Consider the following 18,974-nt stretch of genomic DNA (forward strand, 5'->3'; position numbering starts at 1 on the left):
TCAGTCTCCTTTGGAAAAATCTAATAACCTAGCTTTCGGGGCAACCACAGCGCCAATTCGGGCCAGGCAATCACCGCCACCATCACGAGGAACATCGCAACGAGCATCCAGCCGACCCAGCGCACGGTCTCTTCCATGCGCACGCCGGCGATGCGGCACGAGACCATCAGGTTCACCGCCAGCGGCGGCGTGAACTGACCCAGCGCCACCTTGAGCGTGAGGATGACGCCGAACCACACCGGGTCCCACTTGTAGTACTGCACGATAGGCCACAAGAGCGGCACAAAAATCAGAAAGATCGACACGCCGTCGAGGAACATGCCGACTGTGATCAAGAGCAGGATCAGCAGCGACAGCACGCCGTACTCGCCCAGCCCCGAATTCACGATCGCGCGCGTGACCGGATCGATCACGCCCAGCGTCGAGAGCGAGTAGGCGAAGATGCCCGCGAGCGACACCACCAGCAGGATCACGGCCGAGAGCTCGCCCGATTCACGCAGGATCACGAACAGGTCGCGGACCTTGATCGTGCGGTGGATCGCCATGCCGACGAAGAGCCCGTAGAACACCGCGACCACGGCCGCCTCGGTGGGCGTGAACCAGCCGGCGCGCATGCCGCCCAGGATGAGCACCGGCGCCGCCAGGCCCCAGACTGCATCGCGCAGGCTCTTCCAGAAAGGTGGGCGCGGCAGGGTGGATTCGAGTGCGCCCATCTTGTGCTTGCGCGCCAGCCACACGGCCGGGACGATCAGCGCGATACCGGCCAGCACGCCCGGCACCATGCCGGCCGCGAACAGCGCCGGCACCGAGGCGCCCGGCACCAGCACCGAGTAGACGATGAAGGCCACCGAGGGCGGGATCAGGATGTCGGTGGCCGCAGCCGCGCCGACCACGCTGGCCGAGTACGCATTGGGGTAGCCCGCGCGCGACATCGCGCCGATCATCACCGCGCCCACGGCCGCCGCGTTGGCCGGGCCCGAGCCCGAGATGCCGCCGAGAAACATCGCCACCACGATCGCCACCAGCGGCAGCATGCCGGGCCCGCGCCCGACGATCGCGATCGCGAAATTGACGAGCCTGAGCGCCACGCCCGAGCGGTCGAAGATCGAGCCCACCAGCACGAACATCGGTATCGCGAGCAGCGGGTATTTGCCCAGGCCGGCATAGAAGTTCTGCGGCACGGCGAGCAGGCCGAACCACTGCGCGTCGGCATTGGCGAGCCCGATGGCGACCGCGCCCGCGAGGCCGAGCGCTGCGCCGATCGGCACGCCGACCAGCATCATCAGGATGAAGGCGACGAAGAGCAGCGTCGGGATCATTCGCCCGAGCCCCCGGCGCGCATCTCGCGGCCGCGCCGGACGAACAGGCCTACCGCGCGCAGCGCGATCGCGGAGCACACGATCGGCAGCCAGATCGAGTACCACCACTGCGGCACGCCGATGCCGGGCGAGGTTTCCTCGAAACGGTAGTTGTCCCAGACCACGCGCACGCTGAGCGCGGCGATCAGGAAGAACAAGAGCGCCACCATCAGCGCGCCGAACTGCGCGAGCCGCTTACGCCTGGCCATCGACCCGCCCTCGGCGAAGTACTCGATGCGGATGTGGCGGTCGCGCGCGACGGCGGCCGAGCCCGCGACCATGGCCAGCAGGATCATGAGGAAGACCGAGAACTCCTCGGTCCATGCGAAGGAGGAGTCGGTGAAGTAGCGCACCAGCACGTTGGCGAAGGTGATGCAGGCCAAGAGGCCCATGATGATCACCGTGGCCCAGTCCTCGATGGCGAGCGGCACGCGCGTGGGCTCGTCGGCGGCTTCGATTTCGGGGGGCAGGGGACTGGCGGCGTCCAGCAAAGGGCCGGACTCAGGGGGGGAGGACATCGGGGGAACGGGTCAGCGGCCGGAATTCGACCAGCGCAGATCGTAACGATCCATAACCGTTCGCCCCATCGGGGCTTTCCTTGAGCCCTACTCGAGCTTGGCGCCCGATTGCTTGATCAGCCGCTCCCACACCGGGCGCTCGGCCTTGTAGGCCGCGGCAAAAGCCTCGGGCGAGCTGTCCTTGAGCTCGAAGCCCATGGCCGCGACCTTCTGCTGCACGTCCGGCTGCTGCGTGGCCTTGCGGATCTCGTCGGCGAGCCGCTGCACGATCGGCTTGGGCGTGCCGGCGGGCGCTGCGACGGCCAGCCAGCCGGTCAGGCGATAGGCCTCGTCCTTCAGGCCCTGCTCGGCCAGCGTGGGCACGTTGGGCAGGGTGCTCATGCGGCGTTCGCCGGTCACGCCGATGGCCTTGAGCTTGCCGGCCTCGATGTGCGGCTTGGCCTGCAGCGCACTCGCGTAGGCCATCTGGATCTGGCCGCCGATCAGGTCCTGCACCATCGGCGCCTCGCCCTTGTAGGCCACGTGGTTCATGTCGGCGTCTTGCGTGAGGCTCATGTGCGCGCCGGCCAGGTGCGGGTAGGCGCCCAGGCCGTAGGAGCCGTAGGCCAGCTTGCCCTTGTTGGCGGCCACGTACTTCAGCAGCTCGGGCGCGGTCTTGACCGGCACGCCGGGATGCACCACCAGCACCAGCGGGCCCATCGCGACCTGGTAGACCAGCGTCAGGTCGCGCTCCGGGTGGTAGGGCAGCTTCTCGTAGAGGAACTGGTTGGTGAGCAGCGCGTTGGAGAGCGACATCACGATGGTGTAGCCGTCGGGCGCCGCCTTGGCGACCGCGTCGGTGCCGATGATGCCGGCCGCGCCGGGCTTGTTGTCGATGACGACCGGCTGGCCCAGGCCGGCCGCCAGCTTCTCGCCGATCACGCGCGCCAGCACGTCGGTGCCGCCACCGGCGGCGAAGGGGACGACCATCTTGATCGGCTTGTTCGGGTAGGCCTGGGCGTGCGCAACGCCGCCCGCGCCCAGCGCGAGGGCCGAGGCCGCGGCGCAGAGCCAGGCGCGGCGGTTCAGGGAGTGGGTGTTCATGTGTGTCTCCTGTACGGCTTTTTTGGAATGGGGGGCTTATCGCAGGACGACCTGCGTCTTGAAGGGCAGGCGTCCGAGCGCCTCCGTAAGCCGCGCCAGCAGCGGCGCGGCCTGCGCCCCGGCCGCGGCCGCATCGATCACGACCTTGAGCGCGCTCTCGCCATCGGCCTGCACCTCGGGCCGTGCCGCCAGGCCGAGCGCGGCGCAGGCCTCGCCGACCAGCGCCTCCGCCACCTTGCGCGCGGCCAGGGCACGCAGCTCGGGCTTGTAGATCTTGCCGACGTTGGTCATCGGCATGTGCTCGATCACGACCACCGACTTCGGCTTGGCCGGCGCTTCGTCGACGCGCGCGGCGGTGAAGGCCAGCAGTTCGGCTTCGCTGGCCGTCATGCCGGGCACCAGCGTGGCGAAGGCCACCGGCAGCTCGCCCGCGTAGGCATCGGGCGCGCCGACCGCGGCGCACAGTTGCACCGCCGGGTGTGCGCCCAGCGCGTCCTCGATGGTCTTGGGGTCGATGTTGTGGCCGCTGCGGATGATCAGGTCCTTGGAGCGGCCGCTCAGGTTGAGCCGCTCCTCGCCGTCGAGCCAGCCCAGGTCGCCGGTGGCGAGCCAGCCGTCGGCGGTGAAGGCACGGGCCGTGTCGGCTGGATCGACGAAGCCCGAGAACAGGTTGGGCGACTTGAAGAGCACCATGCCCTGCTCGCCCGCCGGCAGTTCGCGATCGCTCGGGTTGCCGTGCTCGTCGAGCGCGACGATGCGCAGCTGCGAATACGGAAGCCGGAAACCCACGCAGCCTGCCGGCCCGATCACGCCCGGGGGCGTGATGGTCGAGATGCCGGCCATCTCGGTCATGCCCAGGCTTTCATGCACGTGCAGGCCGAACAGGCGCTCGAAGCGCGCCGCGAGTTCGGGCGCCAGCACGGCGGCGCCGGTGCGGCAGTAGTGGATGGAGGAAATGTCGGCGCCGTCCAGCGGCACGTTGGCGAGTGCCGCCAGCACCGTGGGCACGGCCGACAGCGAGGTCGGCCGGTACTTCTCCACCAGCCGCCAGTAGTTGGCCAGTACCTGCTTGTTGCGCAGCAGCGCCGTGGTCGGAATGATCACCTCCACGCCGGCCGACAGCGCCGACAGCGAAGCCGGCAGCACGCCCGCCACGTGGAACAGCGGATAGCCGTTGATGGTGACGTCGCTGCTCTTCAGGCCTTGCAGCTTCACGCTGGCCCAGGCGGTGAAGACCTGCGCGCCATGGCTGTGGCACGCGAGCTTGGGTGCGCCGGTGGTGCCGCCGGTGTGGAAGTAGGCGGCGATGTCGGCAGGCGCGATGTCGCGGCCGCTCGCGAGGCGGTCGGCCGGCACGTGCGCGCACATCGCATTGAAGTCGGCCACGCCCTCGGGCAGCTCGCCGGCGCTGCCCACGGGCTCGTCGTGCGGCGCCACGCGCAGCACGGTCGTGAGCGTGGGCACCTGGCCGCGCAGGCGCATCGCCTTCGACCACATGCCCGATTCGTCGTCCGAGCCGTAGGCGATCAGCACCTTGGCGCGGCCGGCCGTCATTAGCGAGACCAGCTTCTCGTCGGCGAGCAGCGGGTTGAGCGGCTGCACGATGCCGGCCGCTTCTCCGCCCCACAGGGCCAGGTGATACTCGAGGCAGCCGGGCAGCAGCACGGCCACCGCATCCTCCGGCCCGACGCCCAGCGCGTGCAGCACGTTCGCGGTCTGGTGGATGCCGGCCAAGAGTTCGGCGTAGGACCAGCGGATCGGCTCGTCGGCCGGATCGGCCGTGCGCAGGAAGGTCAGCGCCGTCTTGTCGCCGAAGGCCGCGGCGGCATTGCGGAAGATCTCGTAGGTGCTGCGCACGGTCAGCGCCTCGGAAAGCGGCGTCTCCTCGAGCCTTCGCACGTCCTCGATGCTGCGGACGGGGAACGACGGGCTGAAGGGCGCGGTGCTCATCTTGCCTGCCTGCCGAAGGCGATGAAGCGCTGCAGGTGATGGTCCTCGTCGCCCAGCTGGTGGTCGATCATCACGAGGCGCTTGGCATAGTGGGCCAGCGGAAGCTCCCAGGTCATGCCGATGCCGCCGTGCATCTGGATGCTTTCCTCGGCCACCAGCGCGCCGATGCGGCCGATGCTGGCCTTGGCCGCCGACAGCGCGCGCTCGCGAGTGGCGCGGTCGGTGACGTCGATGGCGGCGGCCGCATTGATCACGGCCGAGCGGGCCTGCTCGATCTCGAGCAGCAGGTCCGCCATGCGGTGCTGCAGCGCCTGGAAGCTGCCGATGAGCGTGCCGAACTGCTTGCGCGTGCGCAGGTACTCCAGCGTCGCCGTCTTGGCGGCTTCCATCGCGCCCAGGCTTTCGGCGCACAGGGCCAGCACGCCACGCCCGACGGCGCGTTCCAGCACGGCGTGGCCCTGGCCTTCGGCGCCGAGCAACGCATCGGCGGGGAGCGTCACGCCGTCCAGCACCACTTCGGCCACGCGGCCGCCGTCGATGGCCGGGGCGCCGCGCACGTAGACGCCTTTTGTCTTCGCAGGCACCAGGAACAGCGAGATGCCGGCCTCGTCGTCCGGCGCGCCCGAGCTGCGGGCCGAGACCAGGAACAGATCCACCTGCTCGCCCTGCGGCACCACGGCCTTGGCGCCGTTCAGCAGCCAGCGGTCGCCGCTGCGGTCGGCGCGGGTCTGCACGTGCGCCAGTTCGTAGTGCGTGCCGGGTTCGTCGTGCGCGAGCGCCGCGATGGTGCCGCCGCCGATGATCTCGGCCAGAGTTTCCTTCTGCGCCTCGCTGCCGGCGGCTGCGATGGCGTCGCCGACCATGACCGCGCCGAGCAGGGGCTCGACCACCAGGCCGCGGCCCAGTGCCTCGAAGACCACGGCCAGGTCGAAGCCGCCGCCGCCGAAGCCGCCGTCTTCTTCGCGGAACAGTGCGCCGATCACGCCGAGCTCGGCGAACTGCTGCCAGATCTCGGTGCTGAAGCCCTGGGCCGACTTCGCGATCCGGTCGCGCGTCTCGAAGGCGTACTGCTCGGCGATGAAGCGGTTCAGGCTGTCGGCGAGCATGCGCCGGTCTTCGGTGTGTTCGAAGTTCATGGCAGTTTCCTCACAGGCCCAGGATCATCTTGGAGATGATGTTTTTCTGAATCTCGTTCGAGCCGCCGAAGATCGACAGCTTGCGGTTGTTGAAGTACTTGGCCGCTGCGGGTGCGGCATAGTCCGGGCCGATCGGTACGCCGTCGAAGCCCTCTTCGAGCGCCTCGGCGACGAAGGGCCGCGCGTAGGGCCCCATCGCGCGCCGGATCAGCGACGAGATCTCCTGCCGGATCTCGGTGCCGCGGATCTTGAGCATCGAGCTCTCGGCGCCCGGCACGCCGCCGCCGGCCACGGCCGCGATCACGCGCAGGTTGGTGGTCAACATGTTCTCGAGGTCGATCTCCACCCGCGCCATGCGCGCGGCGAAGGCCGGGTCTTCGGCGAGCGGCTTGCCGTTCTTTGTCTGCTTCGCGGCGATGGCCTTGAGCTGCTCCAGCGCAGCCACCGAGAAGCCCACGCCCGCGATGTTGGTGCGCTCGTAGGTCAAGAGGTACTTGGCGCAGGTCCAGCCCTTGTTCTCCTCGCCCACCAGGTTCTCGGCCGGCACGCGCACGTCGGAGAAGAAGACTTCGTTGACCTCGTGCTCGCCGTCGAGCGTGATGATCGGCCGCACTTCGACGCCGGGCGTCTTCATGTCGATCAGGAGGAAGCTGATGCCTTCCTGCTTCTTGGCCTCGCGGTTGGTGCGCACCAGGCAGAAGATCATGTTGGCGTGCTGGCCCAGCGTAGTCCAGGTCTTCTGGCCGTTGACGATGTAGTGATCGCCCTGGGCATCGGTGCCGCGCACCGCGGAGGTCTTGACCGAGGCGAGATCGGAGCCCGCGCCGGGTTCCGAATAACCCTGGCACCACCAGTCGGAGCCATCGAGGATGCGCGGCAGCCAGCGGCGCTTCTGTGCCTCGCTGCCGTACTTGATCAGCACCGGCCCGAGCATGTTCACGCCGAAGGGCACGATGCGCGGCGCATGGGCCAGCGCGCATTCGTTCTCGAAGATGAATTTTTCCACTGCGGTCCAGCCGGGGCCGCCGTACTGCTCGGGCCAGTGGTTGGCGAGCCAGCCGCGCGCATGGAGGATGGCGTGCCATTCCTCCATGTCGGCCTTGCCCAGGTGCTTGCCGCTCGCGACCTTGTCGGAGAGGCGCTTGGGCAGCTTCTCGGCCAGGAAGCTGCACACCTCGTCGCGGAAGGCTTGCTCTTCGGTGGTGAAGTTCAGGTCCATGTCCTTGCTCCTCAGTAGATTTCGAACAGCCCGGCAGCGCCCATGCCGCCCGCGATGCACATCGTGACCACGGCGTACTTGGCGCCGCGCCGCTTGCCTTCGATCAGCGCATGGCCCGTGAGCCGCGCGCCCGTCATGCCGAAGGGGTGGCCGATGGAGATCGCGCCGCCGTCGACATTGAGCCGCTCGGCCGGAATGCCCAGCTTCTGCTGGCAGTAGATGGACTGCGAAGCAAAGGCCTCGTTGAGTTCCCAGAGATCGATATCGTCGACCTTCAGGCCGTTGCGCGCCAGCAGTTTCGGCACCGCGAACACCGGGCCGATGCCCATCTCGTCGGGCTCGCAGCCCGCGATCGCGAGGCCGCGGAAGGCGCCCAGCGGCTTGAGGTTGGCGCGCTCGGCGTCCTTGGCCTCCATCAGCACGCAGGCCGAGGCGCCGTCGGAGAGCTGCGAGGCGTTGCCGGCGGTGACGAACTTGTCCGCGCCCATCACCGGCTGCAGCTTGGCCAGCGCCTCGTAGGTGGTGCCGCGGCGGTTGCAGGTGTCGACGTCGATCGTCACCTCGCGATGGCTCACTTCCTTGGTGTCCTTGTCGGTCACGGCCATGGTGGTGGTGCAGGCCACGATTTCCTCGCGGTAGCGGCCGGCGAGCTGCGCTTCCTCGGTCTTGCGCTGGCTCTCGGCCGAGAAGCGGTCCTGCGCCTCGCGGCCGATGCCGTAGCGTTGGGCGACGATGTCGGCGGTCTCGATCATCGCCATGTAGAGCGCGGGCTTGTGCTCGACGATCCACGGGTCCATGCCGCTGTCACCGCTGTCGGTGGCGCTGCGGGTGCGTATCTGCGAGATGCTCTCCACGCCGCCCGCGATCATGGCCGGCGCGCCCTCGACGACGATGCGGCCCGCGGCCATCGCGATGGCCTGCAGGCCCGAGGCGCAGAAGCGGTTGACCGTGGTGCCGGCGATGCTGATGGGCAGCCCCGCGCGCACGATGCTCTGGCGCGCGACGTTGCGGCCGGTGGTGCCCTCGGGGTAGCCGCAGCCGAGGATGGCGTCCTCGATCAGCGCCGGGTCCAGGCCCGAGCGTTCCACCGCGGCGCGCACCGCGAAGGCGGCCAGCGTGGGGCCGGGCGTTATGTTGAACTCGCCGCGGTGCGCCTTGGTGAGCGGCGTGCGGGCGGTGGAAACGATGACGGCTTCGCGCATGGTGTTTGTCTCCTGGTTCGGCTTACTCGGATTGATTGAGGCTCGCGAAATCGGCGCCGCGCTCGACCAGCTCCACCAAGAGCGGCGAAGGCTGCCAGAACAGCGGGTCTTCCTTGGCGAATTCGCGGATGTCGGCCAGCACCTTGGCGAGGCCCACCGTGTCGGCGTACTTCATTGGCCCGCCGCGATGGCGCGGAAAGCCGTAGCCGTAGAGAAAGGTCACGTCGACGTCCAGCGGGCGCAGCGCGATGCGCTGGTGCACGACGTTGGCACCCTCGTTGATCATCGCGGCCATGTAGCGGCGCATGATTTCTTCGTCGCTGAACTTGCGCGGCGCGACGCCTGCGCGCTGGCGCTCGGCATCGATGATGGCCTCCACCTCGGGGTCCGGCGTGCCGGTGCGCGCGCCCTCGGGGTAGAGGTAGTAGCCGCGGCCGGTCTTCTGGCCGAACCAGCCGCGCTCGCAGATGCGGTCGGCGATCTGCACGTAGCGCGCCTTCGGGTCGCGGGTGGCGGCCTTGCGCTTGCGCGTGGCCCAGCCGATGTCGCCGCCGGCCAGGTCCGACACCTGGAACGGGCCCATCGGATAGCCGAAGTCACGCACCGCCTTGTCGATCTGGTAGGGCGAGGCGCCGTCCTCCATCATGTGGTCGGCCGCCTGGCGATAGACCGCAAGGATGCGGTTGCCGATGAAGCCGTCGCAGACGCCCGCGCGCACCGGCGTCTTCTTCAGCTTCTTCGCGAGCTCGAAGCCGGTGGCGACCACGTCGGCGCTGACCTTCGCCGGCACCACGATCTCCAGCAGCTTCATGATGTTGGCCGGCGAGAAGAAATGCAGGCCCAGCACGTCGGCCGGGCGCGAGATGCCGGACGCGATCTCGTCGATGTCGAGGTAGGAGGTGTTGGTGGCGAGCACCGCCCCCTTCTTGCACACGCGGTCGAGTTCGGCGAAGACGGCCTTCTTGACCGCCATGTCTTCGAACACGGCTTCGACCACGAGGTCGACGTTGGCCAGCGCGTCGTAGGCCGTCGAGCCCGAGAAGCGCGCCATCACCGCGGTCTTGGCCTCGGCCGTCATGCGGCCCTTCTGGATCAGGCCGTCGTAGACCTTTTCGACGTGGGCCCGGCCGCGCGCGAGGCTGGGCTCGTCGCGCTCGATCATGGTCACCGGCAGCCCGGCGTCGAGCATCGCGACCGCGATGCCGGCGCCCATGGTGCCGCCGCCGACGATGCCGCAGGATTCGATGGGCCGCGGCTTGGCGGCCTTGGTCTCGGGCGCCTTCAGCACTTCGCGTTCGGCGAAGAAGGCATGGATCAGGCCGGCGCGCTGCGGGCTCTCGATGCACTGCAGGAAGAGCTTGCGCTCCAGCGCCATGCCTTCGTCGAAGGGCAGCGTGAGCGCGGCCTCGGTGGCCTCGACGATCTTCATCGGCGAGAAGAGGCTGCGGCTTTTCTTGGCGGTGTAGTCGCGCGCGGCTTCGAGTGCGGCGCGTTGCGCCTCTAGCTCGGCCAGCGCGTTCGCGTCGCGCGTGCGGCGCACCGGCGCCTTGGCCGCGACCAGTTCCTTTGCATAGGCCAGGCCTTCGACCAGCGCGTCGGCACCTTCGCCCAGTCGATCGACCAGGCCCAGGGCCAACGCTTCCTTGGCACCCGCATGGCGGCCGCTCAACATCAGATCAAGTGCGGCTTTCACGCCGATCAGGCGCGGCGCACGTTGCGTGCCACCGGAGCCGGGTATCAGCCCGAGCTGCACCTCCGGCAGGCCCAGCTTGGCGGAAGGCACGGCCAGGCGGTAGTGCGCCGACAGTGCGATCTCCAGCCCGCCGCCGAGCGCGGCGCCATGGATCGCGGCCAGCACCGGCTTGCTGCAGTTCTCGATGCGGCTGCACACCTCGGGCAGCGAGGGCGGCAGCGGTGGCTTGCCGAATTCGCGGATGTCGGCGCCGGCGATGAAGTTGCGGCCGGCGCCGACGACCAGCACCGCGGCCACGGCGCCGTCGGCCTCGGCGGCGTCGATGGCCTCGACCAAGCCGCGGCGCACATCCACGCCCAGGGCGTTGACCGGCGGGTTGTAGATGGTGACGACCAGCACATCGGCCTGGCGCTGGAAGGTGACGGGATCGGACGCAAGAAGGGTGTCAGTCGTGGCCATGGTCTTTGTCTCCGGGTGAACCCAGCATTCTTGGCCCGGCTCGTCGCTTTGACAATTGCATTGGCGATTGACAGACTGTCAAAGAATTTTTGACACAATGCCCGCCTCATCATGGATTTGCAATCGCTGACCCTGCTGGTCGAGATCCTCGATGCCGGCAACCTGAGCGAGGCCGCGCGCCGACTCAAGATGAGCCGCGCCAACGTGAGCTACCACCTGAACCAGCTCGAGCGCTCGGTCGGCGCGCAGCTCGTGCGGCGCACTACGCGGCGCGCCGAAGCCACCGAGATCGGCCAGCGCCTCTACCAGCACGGCCTCGCCATCCAGAGCGAGCTCCAGGCCGCGCGCGAGTCGGCGTCGGCGCTGGGCCAGGGCCTGGTCGGGCGCGTGCGGCTCAGCGTGCCCAGCGGCTACGGGCAGCTGGTCATGTCCGACTGGCTGATCGATTTCAAGCGCCAGTACCCGGGCATCGTGCTCGACGTGCTGTTCGAGAACCGCATCGAGGACCTGCTGCGCGACGAGGTCGACATCGCGATCCGCGTGATCCCCGAGCCGCCGCTCAATCTGGTGGCGCGAGCGCTGGGCCCGGTGCGCTATGTCGCCTGCGCTTCGCGTGCCTACGCGCAGGAGCACGGCCTGCCCACCCAGCTCGACCAGCTGACGGCCGCGCCCGTGGTCACCGCGGCGGTCATCGGCCGGCAACTGCGCATCTCGGCCTACCAGGGCGAGGAGCGGCGCGAGGTGCTGCTGGAGCCGACGCTGATCTCCGAGAACTTCCTGTTCCTGCGCCAGGCCATCCTGGCCGGCCTCGGCATCGGGCTGGTGCCCGACTACGTGGTGCAGGAGGACGTGCGGCGCGGCGAAGTCCTGACCACGCTGGACGACTGGCGGCTCAGCATCTTCGGCACGCAGATGTTCATGCTCTACATGCCGAACCGGCAGCACACGCGGGCGACGCGGACCTTCATCGATTTCATCCTCGAGCGGGCGCGGGGCACACCGGACGAGGGATCGCGCTGAGGCAGGGCCGCCTCAGGGCGCACGCTGGCCGATCCAGCGGTCGACGATCTGCGCGATCTGGTCGCTGTTCCTGTCCATCATCAGCATGTGCGAATTGCCGTGCAGGCCGGTTGCCGGCAGGTCGATCCAGTCCGAGACGCCGCCCGCGGCCCGGTGCGCATCCCGGAAGCGCCGGACGGCAGGCAGGACCTGCTGGTTCCAGTACACGCTGGTGTCCAGGCGATCGCCCCAGACGTAGAGGATCGGCGTGTGCTTCAGCGCGGTCATGTCCTGGGTCGCCGCCTCGGGCGCCCCGCTGGGCTCGACCAGCACCAGCGCCCGGACCTTGGCCGGCGCCCGCAGCGCGGCCTGGAAAGCGAAGTTGGCGCCCTGGCTGTGCGCCAGGATCACGCAGGGACACGCCTTGTCGACCAGGGCGTCATAGGCCTGTTGGGTGACCGCGTCCGTGGTCGTCCAGCGCGGGACGCTCTGCTTCATGAACTGATCGAAGGCGCCGACCGGAAACTGGGTGCCGGGGAAGGCGGTACGTCCCTGCGGGCCGCCGTCGAACGCAGGCCCGATGCGGAACACCTCCCATGCCTCCTTCTTGGTCCTGAACAGCGGCTCGCCGGCAAAGATCTCCGGATAGCGGGACCAGGACGCCCGGCCGCGCTCCATCGCGTCGCTGACATAGGTGTCGTAGCCGGCGCGCATGAAGAAGTCCTGCCAGCCGCGCTGGCCGTCGGGCTTGGTCTCCCAGGTCACGCCGCTCAGGCCGCCGCCATGCCACAGGAGCAGAGGCAGGCTGCGCGCCGGCGAGGCCAGCCGCACGTATTGCACATACATCTGGCCCGACTCGAAGTCCCCGTTCGGATCGCGACGAACGGGCGGCGTGGATGGTGTGAAGCGGATCTCGCGTGCGGGCAGGCCGGACAGCGTCACCTGTTGGCCACCGACGTGGAAGCTGCCGATCTCGCGCACCCGGATGGCGTCTGTGCTCGTACAGCCCATCGAGGTCAGCGCGACCAGGATCGCGGCCGGGATTCCTTTCATGGCTTGGCTTCGCGCGCCGGCGGCGGCAGTACCTCCTCGGGAATCGGACAGCGGTAGGCTGCGCCACCGCGCTTGGCGCGCAGCTCGTTCTCCGCCTCGCACAGCAGCTCGGGACGCCCGGCCAGCGCGACGCCGGTCGCGGCCAGGCACTTGGCGGCCAGCAGCATGCCCTTGTGCGCCAGCGAGGTCTTGCCCTGCGCGACCATCTGCCACGAATGGAAGGCCGTGCCCCACGCGAAGCAGGCGGTCAGGCACTGGGTGGTCGGCGCGGCCCAGCTCACGTCGCCCATGTCGGTGGAGCCGGTCACCGGGCGCGCGGCGTCGGGCCGGTAGGGCTGGATGCCGGTGGCGATGGGCTGCGGGTCGCGCAGCGCGGCGGCGAAATGCTTGGCGCTGCTGGCCAGCTCCTCGCCCGAGATCGTGGCCTGCATCTTGGCGGCGAAGCGGCGCTCGTCTTCGCTGACCTCGAGCGCGCCCACGGCCTCCATCTGCTCGGCCATGACGCGGTCGAGCGTGTCGTTGTGCAGCACATTGGAGACTGCCTTGTCGAACACCATCTCGACCGTGGTGCCGGTCATCATCGCCGCGCCGCGCGCCACCTGCTCGACGCGCTCGAACAGCGCCAGCGCCTCGTCGATGCGTGTCGCCCGCACGGTGTAGAGCAGCTCGGCATGGGCCGGAATCACGTTGGTCGACGGACCGCCCGAGTCGATGTAGGCGAAGTGCACGCGCGCCTGCTCGGGCATGTGCTCGCGCAGGTAGTTGACGCCGACGTTCATCAGCTCAGCCGCGTCGAGTGCGCTGCGTCCCAGGTGCGGCGCGAGCGCGGCATGCGCCGACTTGCCGCGGAAGCGGAAGTAGGCCTGCACGTTGGCCAGCGTGGCGTTCATGAACACCGAATTGGCCACCGACGGGTGCCAGGACAGCGCGGCATCGAGATCGTCGAAGAGCCCGGCGCGCGCCATGAAGGTCTTGCCGGCGGCAGCCTCCTCGGCCGGACAGCCGTAGAAGCGCACCGTGCCGGGCAGGTCATGGCGCCTCAGGTGGTCGCGCGCGACCACCGCCGCCAAGTGCGCTGCCGTGCCCAGCAGATGGTGGCCGCAGCCATGGCCCTGGTTGAGCGCGCGTTCCGGATCGGGCCGGCACTCGAGCGCGCCGCTGGCCTGGTTCAGGCCCGCGAGCGCGTCGTACTCGCCGAGAAAGCCGATCACCGGGCCGCCGCTGCCGGCCTCGGCGACGAAGGCGGTGGGCATCCCGGCCACGCCGCGCGTGACGCGGAAGCCCTCGGCCTCGAGGGCCACCGCGTGCAGCTCGGCCGACTCGAACTCGCGATAGCGCATTTCGGCCAGGCCCCAGATGCGGTCGGCGATCTCGATGTAGGGGCGGCGCCGCGCCTCGACGGCGGCGGCGATCTCGGCGACGGCGGAGGCGGGCTTCACTTCTGCGTCTCCAGCTGGGCGGTCGCCACGAACTTCCGATAGCGTGCGTCCTCCGCGCGCATCAGCGCAGGCAGGTCTTCGTCCTCGATCATCGGCAGCCCGCCCAGGTCGTTGAAGGTTTGGCGCAGGCGGGCGTCCTTCAAGGTCTCCTTCAGCGCCGCCTTGAGCTTCGCGATGACCGGCTCCGGCACCGCCTTGGGTGCCATCAGCGCGAACCAGCCGGTGAGCTCGTAGCCCTTGAGCTCCGGATGCTCGGCCAGCGCGGGCACGTTGGGATAGATCGGCGCCCGCGTGCCGCTGGTGACGGCGATCGGCACCACCACGCCGGCGTCGATGAGCGGCTTGGCCGGCCCGGTGCCCATGTAGCCGAACTCCACCGCGCCGCCGGCCAGGTCGTTGCCCAGCGCCGGGACGCCGCGATAGGCCACGTGTGTGATCCGGGTGCCGGTGCGTTCGCGCACCAGTTCGCCGGCGAAGTGGAACATCGAGCCGGTGCCCGAGCTGCCGTAGTTGTACTTGTCCGGGTTCTTGCGCAGCAGCTGGATGAACTGGTCGGTAGTCTTGACGCCCGACTGGCGCGACGCCAGCAGCATGCCGCCCTGGTGGTTGACCACGCCGATCGGCGCCAGGTCCTTCTGGCCGTCGTAGGGCTGCTTCGGATTGATCAGCTTGGTCGCGATCAGCTCGCTGTTGCCGCCCATCAGGAGCGTGTAGCCGTCCGGCTTTGCGGTGACCACCTTCAGCGCCCCCAGCGCGCCGCCGGCGCCGCTGAAATTTTCGACGATCACGCGGGTCTTCAGCACGCGGCCGAACACCTCGGCGAAGGGCCGTGCGACGCTGTCGGTCGAGCCGCCGGCGGAATAGCCGACGACCAGCGTGATCGGCCGCGAGGGGTAGTCGTCCTGGGCGGGGGCCACGGTCGCGACCGTGCCGGCGAACACGGCCGCGAAGAGGCGCGGGAGAGGGGATCGGCAATGGGCCATCATGGTCGGGAAGGGCGTGGGGATGAATCTGGCCCGATCCTAGGATTTGCCGCCCGTGTGCAACAGTCCTGCAACGGTGGCGCTGTTGAGCGCTGGTTGCCGGGTACGCATCTTGCGGCCCGCGCCTCACATTTTTCGGAGACGCGCATGAAGGTTCACCAGTTGAAGGCCCTCGTCGCCGTCGGCGACCACGGCAGCATTCGCGCCGCGTCGCGCGCCGCCGGGCTGTCGCCGGCGGCGGTGACCAAGGCGGTGCGCGAGCTCGAGGAAGATGTCAGGACGCTGCTCATCACGCGCGAGGCCAAGGGCGTGACCTTCACCGATGCCGGCCGGGCGCTGCTGGTGCACGCGCGGCTGGTCGTGGGCCAGCTGGCGCGTGCCGAGGAAGAGATGGAGCAGCTATCGGGCCGCGGGCGGGCGCCGCTGCGCATCGGCGTGAATTCGTGGCTCGCCCTGACCTGCCTGGGCGACGTCGTCAAGCTGTTCCAGCAGCGCATGCCGACGGTGCGCCTGGAGTTGATGGAAAGCGTGCTGACGGTCTCGATCCCGAAGCTGCGCGACGGCACGCTGGACTTCTGCATAGGCCGCGCCGGCCCGGCGTCCACCCATGAGGACATGGCTCATGTGCCGCTGTTCCGCACCAGCTCGGCGGTGGTGGGGCGCGAAGGCCATCCGCTCGCGCACAGCCGATCGCTGGCCGAGCTGCGCGATGCGCAGTGGCTCTTGAACTGGACGCCCGGCGACGACCCGGCAGACCCGCATGAGGACGTGTTCGCCCGCTACCTGCGCGAATGCGCGCCGACTGTCCACGTGGCGCATTCGACGGTGATCGTCACCAGCCTGATCCGCAGCACCGACATGCTGACGCTGATGCCCTGGCCCCTGGTGGAGGCGATCGCCGGCCGCGAGCGGCTCTGCGTGCTGCCGCTGGCCGAGCGCCTCAACGAGACGACGGTGAGCCTGATCTCGCGCCGCGGCGACCCGATGAGCGCGGCCGCGCGCTGCTTCATCGAATGCTTCAACGCGGTGGTTTACCGCGCGCTCGGCTCCGACGATCCTGCGCGCCGTCGCTTGTTCCATTCGATCGACGGACTGGCGCTGAACGACCAGGCCTTGAGCGAGATGGCGCGCGCGCAGGGGTGGGACAGCCGGGTGCTGCTCGACCCCGGTGCGACGATGCTGCCGCCCGACCCGGGCAGCGCGGCGGCGCACTGAGATCTCACGCCTGCCGATCAGCCGCGCTTGGCGAACTTGAGGTGCGTGACGCCCGGCGCGGCCACCGTCCGCACGAACTCGAGGCCATGGAGCTGGTCGCCGACGTTCTCGAACAGCCTTTCGCCGCTGCCGAGCAGCGTCGGCACCAGGCTGATCTCCATCTCGTCGACGAGACCGGCTGCCAGATGCTGCTGCGCGGCCCTGGCGCCGCCGGCGAGCGATATGTCCTTGCCTCCGGCGGCGCGCTTCGCCATCTCCAGCGCGTCCTCGATGCCGGTGGTGACGAAGGTGAAGCGCGTTCCGCCCTCGCATTCGAGCGGCTCGCGCGCGTGATGCGTGAGAATGAAGACGGGATGATGGAAGGGCGGGCTGTCTCCCCACCAGCCGTTCCACGGCGTCTTCGCATCCCAGGAGCCGGGATGCCCACCGAACATGTTGCGTCCCATGATCGTCGCGCCGATGTTGGCCAGCGATTCCTCGACGACCGCCGTGCTTGCATTGACTTCCCCGCCTTCCTGGCCATGGAGCCTGCGAAACACCTCGAGCTGGAAGGCCCATTCGTGCAGGCGCGTGCCGCCGATGCCGAGCGGGTTCTGCACGCTCTGATCGGGACCGGCCACGAAGCCGTCGAGTGACATGGCAATCTTGAAGCGCAGTTTGGGCATGTCGCGTCTCCTGGTGATCCTGCATTGTCAGCCCACCAACATCACGCTGGAGGCGATGGGGGGCTAACCCGGCGCTAGCGCGCGATGCCGATGGTCGCGGTCGCGGTGTAGCCGGCCGTGATGCTGCCGGTCATGGCGGGCGTCATGGCGGCGATCTGCGCCGCGGTGTTGTCGCTGAACACGTTGTCGGTCGTGAGCGAGACGGCGGCGAAGTTGTTCACGCTCGTGGTGTAGCCGGTGGCGTAGGGGTAGACCGCGCTGCACGCCGCGCTCGGCATCGCCAGCTGCGAGGTCAGCACCGCGTTGCGGCCGGTGGTGGCCGTGGCGAGGCTCGCGAACACCTCGAAGTGCATGTGCGGCCAGCGGCCGGCGTAGCAGCCGGGGAAGATCGTCGTGAAAGTGACCTGGCCGTTGGCATCGGTAACCTGCACGCCGCGCAGGTAGCTTTCGGCCGCGGCCGTGTACAGCGAGTAGTTGCCGTCGCGGTCGCAGTGCCAGAGGTAGATCGCGTAGCCGGCCAGCGGAGCACAGCTCGAATTGGTGTTGACCAGCGTCAGCGTGAGCGTGGTCAGCACGCCGGGTGCCTGCGTCGTCGTGCTGATGAAGCTGCTGCGGATGTCGCTGCGGACGATGCCGCTGGCGGTGAGCACGTCGGAGGTCGCGCCGGAGGAGCTGTTGGTGCCGTCGGCCGGGTAGGGGCCCGCCGTCTCGCCGGGCAGCGCGGTGCAACTGCTGCTGCTGGACGTGCTTGTCGTCGTGGAGCCGCTCGAGCTCGAGGTGGAGGAGGTCGTCGTTCCGCTCGACGACGCCGTGGTGCTCGTCAGGCCCGCGAGGCTGCTCCCGTCGGAGCCGCCGCCACCGCAGCCGGCCAGCAGGAGTGCCGAGCCGGCGGTGGTGGAGCCCAGCCATGCCAGCGCTCTGCGGCGCTGAAGGAGCTGCGCCGAGATCAGCGGAAGATCGTCGGCCAGATGGTGGCCATGCGACGGTTCGGTGAAAGCGTGGCTGTTGTTGTTCCGCGTGGGGTGTGAGTCGTGGACTGGCACTGTGGCTCCGTGGGTGGGTGGAGCCCCGAGCTTCGAGCCGCGATGTTGCCGGCGGATTTCGCCGCCTTGCGGCTTTGTTGCGAAGCCGGCGGAACTACCCGCGCGTCACGGCAGGCACGAACATGTAGCCCTCGTTGCGCACCGTGCGGATCAGGTCGGCGCGTGCATCGCCGAAGCTGAGCTTGCGCCGCAGGCGGCTGACCTGAACGTCGATCGCCCGGTCGTAGGAGTCGCTGTCCGAGCCCAGCGCGTAGTCCACCAGTTGGTCGCGCTGCAGCACGCGCCGCGGATGCTGCGTGAAGGCGCGCAGCAGGCGGAATTCGCCGTCCGACAGGCTGACGACCGCGTTCGCCGGGTCGTACAGCACCCGCTCGGTCAGGTCGATGCGCCAGCCGGCGAAGCAAAGCGTGTCGCTGGATTCGGGCCCGGGCGCGGGCGGGGCGGCGGCCGGCGGTGCCGACGCGCGGCGCAGCACGGTGCGGATGCGCGCCAGCAGCTCCCGCGGATTGCAAGGCTTGGCCAGGTAGTCCTCGGCGCCGATCTCCAGGCCCACGATGCGGTCGATGTCGGTGCCGACGGCCGACAGCATGATGACCGGCGGCCCGCTGCTTCTCTGCAGCTCGCGCAGCGCCGTGAGCCCGTCTTCGCCCGGCATCATCACGTCGAGCACGATCAGCGCATAGGCGTTCTGCCCCAGCTTGCCGCGCATCTCGGGGACGTCGGCGGCCGTGTCGACCTGGAAGCCGTGCTTCTCGAGGAAGGAGGACACCAGGCCGCGGATGCCGGCGTCGTCGTCGACGATGAGGATGCGGGTGCAGAGATTCACGGTCGGGCAGGGGATGGAGGGCAGGCGCTATTGTCGATGCTGGGGCGGGGGGAAGCCCGGCCGGTGCAATGAAGCGACACACGCTGAAATCTTTCAGCAAGCTCGCGCTTCCAAACTGCGAGGCCCATGCGTG

16 protein-coding genes are annotated in these 18,974 nt (G+C 69.1%); 2 read left to right on the forward strand and 14 right to left on the reverse strand.

Annotation, left to right across the window (positions count from 1 at the left end):
• Positions 1-20: 20 nt before the first annotated feature.
• The 8 genes from BLS74_RS06565 to BLS74_RS06600 form a co-directional block, all read right to left on the reverse strand.
• On the reverse strand, positions 21-1,319 hold the full coding sequence (locus BLS74_RS06565; RefSeq protein WP_093103903.1) for a TRAP transporter large permease: 1,299 nt from the start codon (positions 1,317-1,319) through the stop codon (positions 21-23).
• A complete protein-coding gene (locus BLS74_RS06570) occupies positions 1,316-1,876 on the reverse strand; it encodes a TRAP transporter small permease (protein WP_093103904.1) in 561 nt (186 codons plus the stop codon). Before BLS74_RS06570 ends, BLS74_RS06565 begins: the two co-directional genes overlap by 4 nt.
• Before the next feature lie 87 nt (positions 1,877-1,963).
• Positions 1,964-2,959, reverse strand: a complete 996-nt coding sequence (locus BLS74_RS06575) for a Bug family tripartite tricarboxylate transporter substrate binding protein (RefSeq protein WP_093103906.1) — start codon at positions 2,957-2,959, stop codon at positions 1,964-1,966.
• Positions 2,960-2,995: 36 nt separating this feature from the next.
• Positions 2,996-4,909 carry an acyl-CoA synthetase gene (locus BLS74_RS06580; RefSeq protein ID WP_093103907.1) on the reverse strand — a complete coding sequence of 638 codons (1,914 nt, stop codon included), beginning with the start codon at positions 4,907-4,909 and terminating at the stop codon, positions 2,996-2,998.
• Positions 4,906-6,045, reverse strand: a complete 1,140-nt coding sequence (locus tag BLS74_RS06585) for an acyl-CoA dehydrogenase family protein (RefSeq protein ID WP_093103909.1) — start codon at positions 6,043-6,045, stop codon at positions 4,906-4,908. The genes BLS74_RS06580 and BLS74_RS06585 overlap by 4 nt, the downstream gene beginning before the upstream one ends.
• A gap of 10 nt (positions 6,046-6,055) precedes the next feature.
• Positions 6,056-7,264, reverse strand: a complete 1,209-nt coding sequence (locus BLS74_RS06590; protein WP_093103910.1) for an acyl-CoA dehydrogenase family protein — start codon at positions 7,262-7,264, stop codon at positions 6,056-6,058.
• 11 nt (positions 7,265-7,275) lie between these two features.
• Positions 7,276-8,466, reverse strand: a complete 1,191-nt coding sequence (locus BLS74_RS06595) for an acetyl-CoA C-acyltransferase (RefSeq protein WP_093103912.1) — start codon at positions 8,464-8,466, stop codon at positions 7,276-7,278.
• A 22-nt stretch (positions 8,467-8,488) separates the two neighbouring features.
• Entirely contained in the window at positions 8,489-10,618 is a 2,130-nt protein-coding gene (locus BLS74_RS06600; RefSeq protein ID WP_093103913.1) for a 3-hydroxyacyl-CoA dehydrogenase NAD-binding domain-containing protein, read from the reverse strand.
• Positions 10,619-10,729: 111 nt separating this feature from the next.
• Here BLS74_RS06600 and BLS74_RS06605 point away from each other — a divergent pair, with 111 nt between their 5' ends.
• Entirely contained in the window at positions 10,730-11,638 is a 909-nt protein-coding gene (locus BLS74_RS06605) for a LysR family transcriptional regulator (protein WP_093103915.1), read from the forward strand.
• Positions 11,639-11,650: 12 nt separating this feature from the next.
• Here BLS74_RS06605 and BLS74_RS06610 read toward each other — a convergent pair whose 3' ends face one another.
• From BLS74_RS06610 to BLS74_RS06620, 3 genes are read right to left on the reverse strand one after another with little or no spacing between them, the layout of a single operon-like run.
• Positions 11,651-12,670, reverse strand: a complete 1,020-nt coding sequence (locus BLS74_RS06610) for an alpha/beta hydrolase (protein ID WP_093103916.1) — start codon at positions 12,668-12,670, stop codon at positions 11,651-11,653.
• Complete coding sequence (locus BLS74_RS06615) at positions 12,667-14,082, reverse strand: amidohydrolase (protein ID WP_244503789.1); 1,416 nt, start codon at positions 14,080-14,082, stop codon at positions 12,667-12,669. The genes BLS74_RS06610 and BLS74_RS06615 overlap by 4 nt, the downstream gene beginning before the upstream one ends.
• A 23-nt stretch (positions 14,083-14,105) precedes the next feature.
• The gene (locus BLS74_RS06620) at positions 14,106-15,095 is read right to left on the reverse strand and encodes a Bug family tripartite tricarboxylate transporter substrate binding protein (protein ID WP_093103918.1); all 990 of its coding nucleotides are present in this window, start codon (positions 15,093-15,095) and stop codon (positions 14,106-14,108) included.
• A 144-nt stretch (positions 15,096-15,239) separates the two neighbouring features.
• Here BLS74_RS06620 and BLS74_RS06625 point away from each other — a divergent pair, with 144 nt between their 5' ends.
• Positions 15,240-16,307, forward strand: coding sequence for a LysR substrate-binding domain-containing protein (locus BLS74_RS06625; protein ID WP_093103919.1), 1,068 nt, complete (start codon positions 15,240-15,242; stop codon positions 16,305-16,307).
• Positions 16,308-16,324: 17 nt separating this feature from the next.
• Here BLS74_RS06625 and BLS74_RS06630 read toward each other — a convergent pair whose 3' ends face one another.
• The 3 genes from BLS74_RS06630 to BLS74_RS06640 all read right to left on the reverse strand — a co-directional run bounded on the left by BLS74_RS06630 (position 16,325) and on the right by BLS74_RS06640 (position 18,841).
• Complete coding sequence (locus BLS74_RS06630) at positions 16,325-16,972, reverse strand: dihydrofolate reductase family protein (protein WP_093103921.1); 648 nt, start codon at positions 16,970-16,972, stop codon at positions 16,325-16,327.
• Between the two features lie 74 nt (positions 16,973-17,046).
• Positions 17,047-18,015 carry a dioxygenase family protein gene (locus BLS74_RS06635; RefSeq protein WP_093103922.1) on the reverse strand — a complete coding sequence of 323 codons (969 nt, stop codon included), beginning with the start codon at positions 18,013-18,015 and terminating at the stop codon, positions 17,047-17,049.
• Between the two features lie 94 nt (positions 18,016-18,109).
• On the reverse strand, positions 18,110-18,841 hold the full coding sequence (locus BLS74_RS06640; protein ID WP_093103924.1) for a response regulator: 732 nt from the start codon (positions 18,839-18,841) through the stop codon (positions 18,110-18,112).
• Between the last annotated feature and the right edge of the window lie 133 nt (positions 18,842-18,974).

The sequence above is a fragment of the Variovorax sp. CF079 genome, assembly GCF_900101545.1.
GTDB lineage: Bacteria > Pseudomonadota > Gammaproteobacteria > Burkholderiales > Burkholderiaceae_C > Variovorax.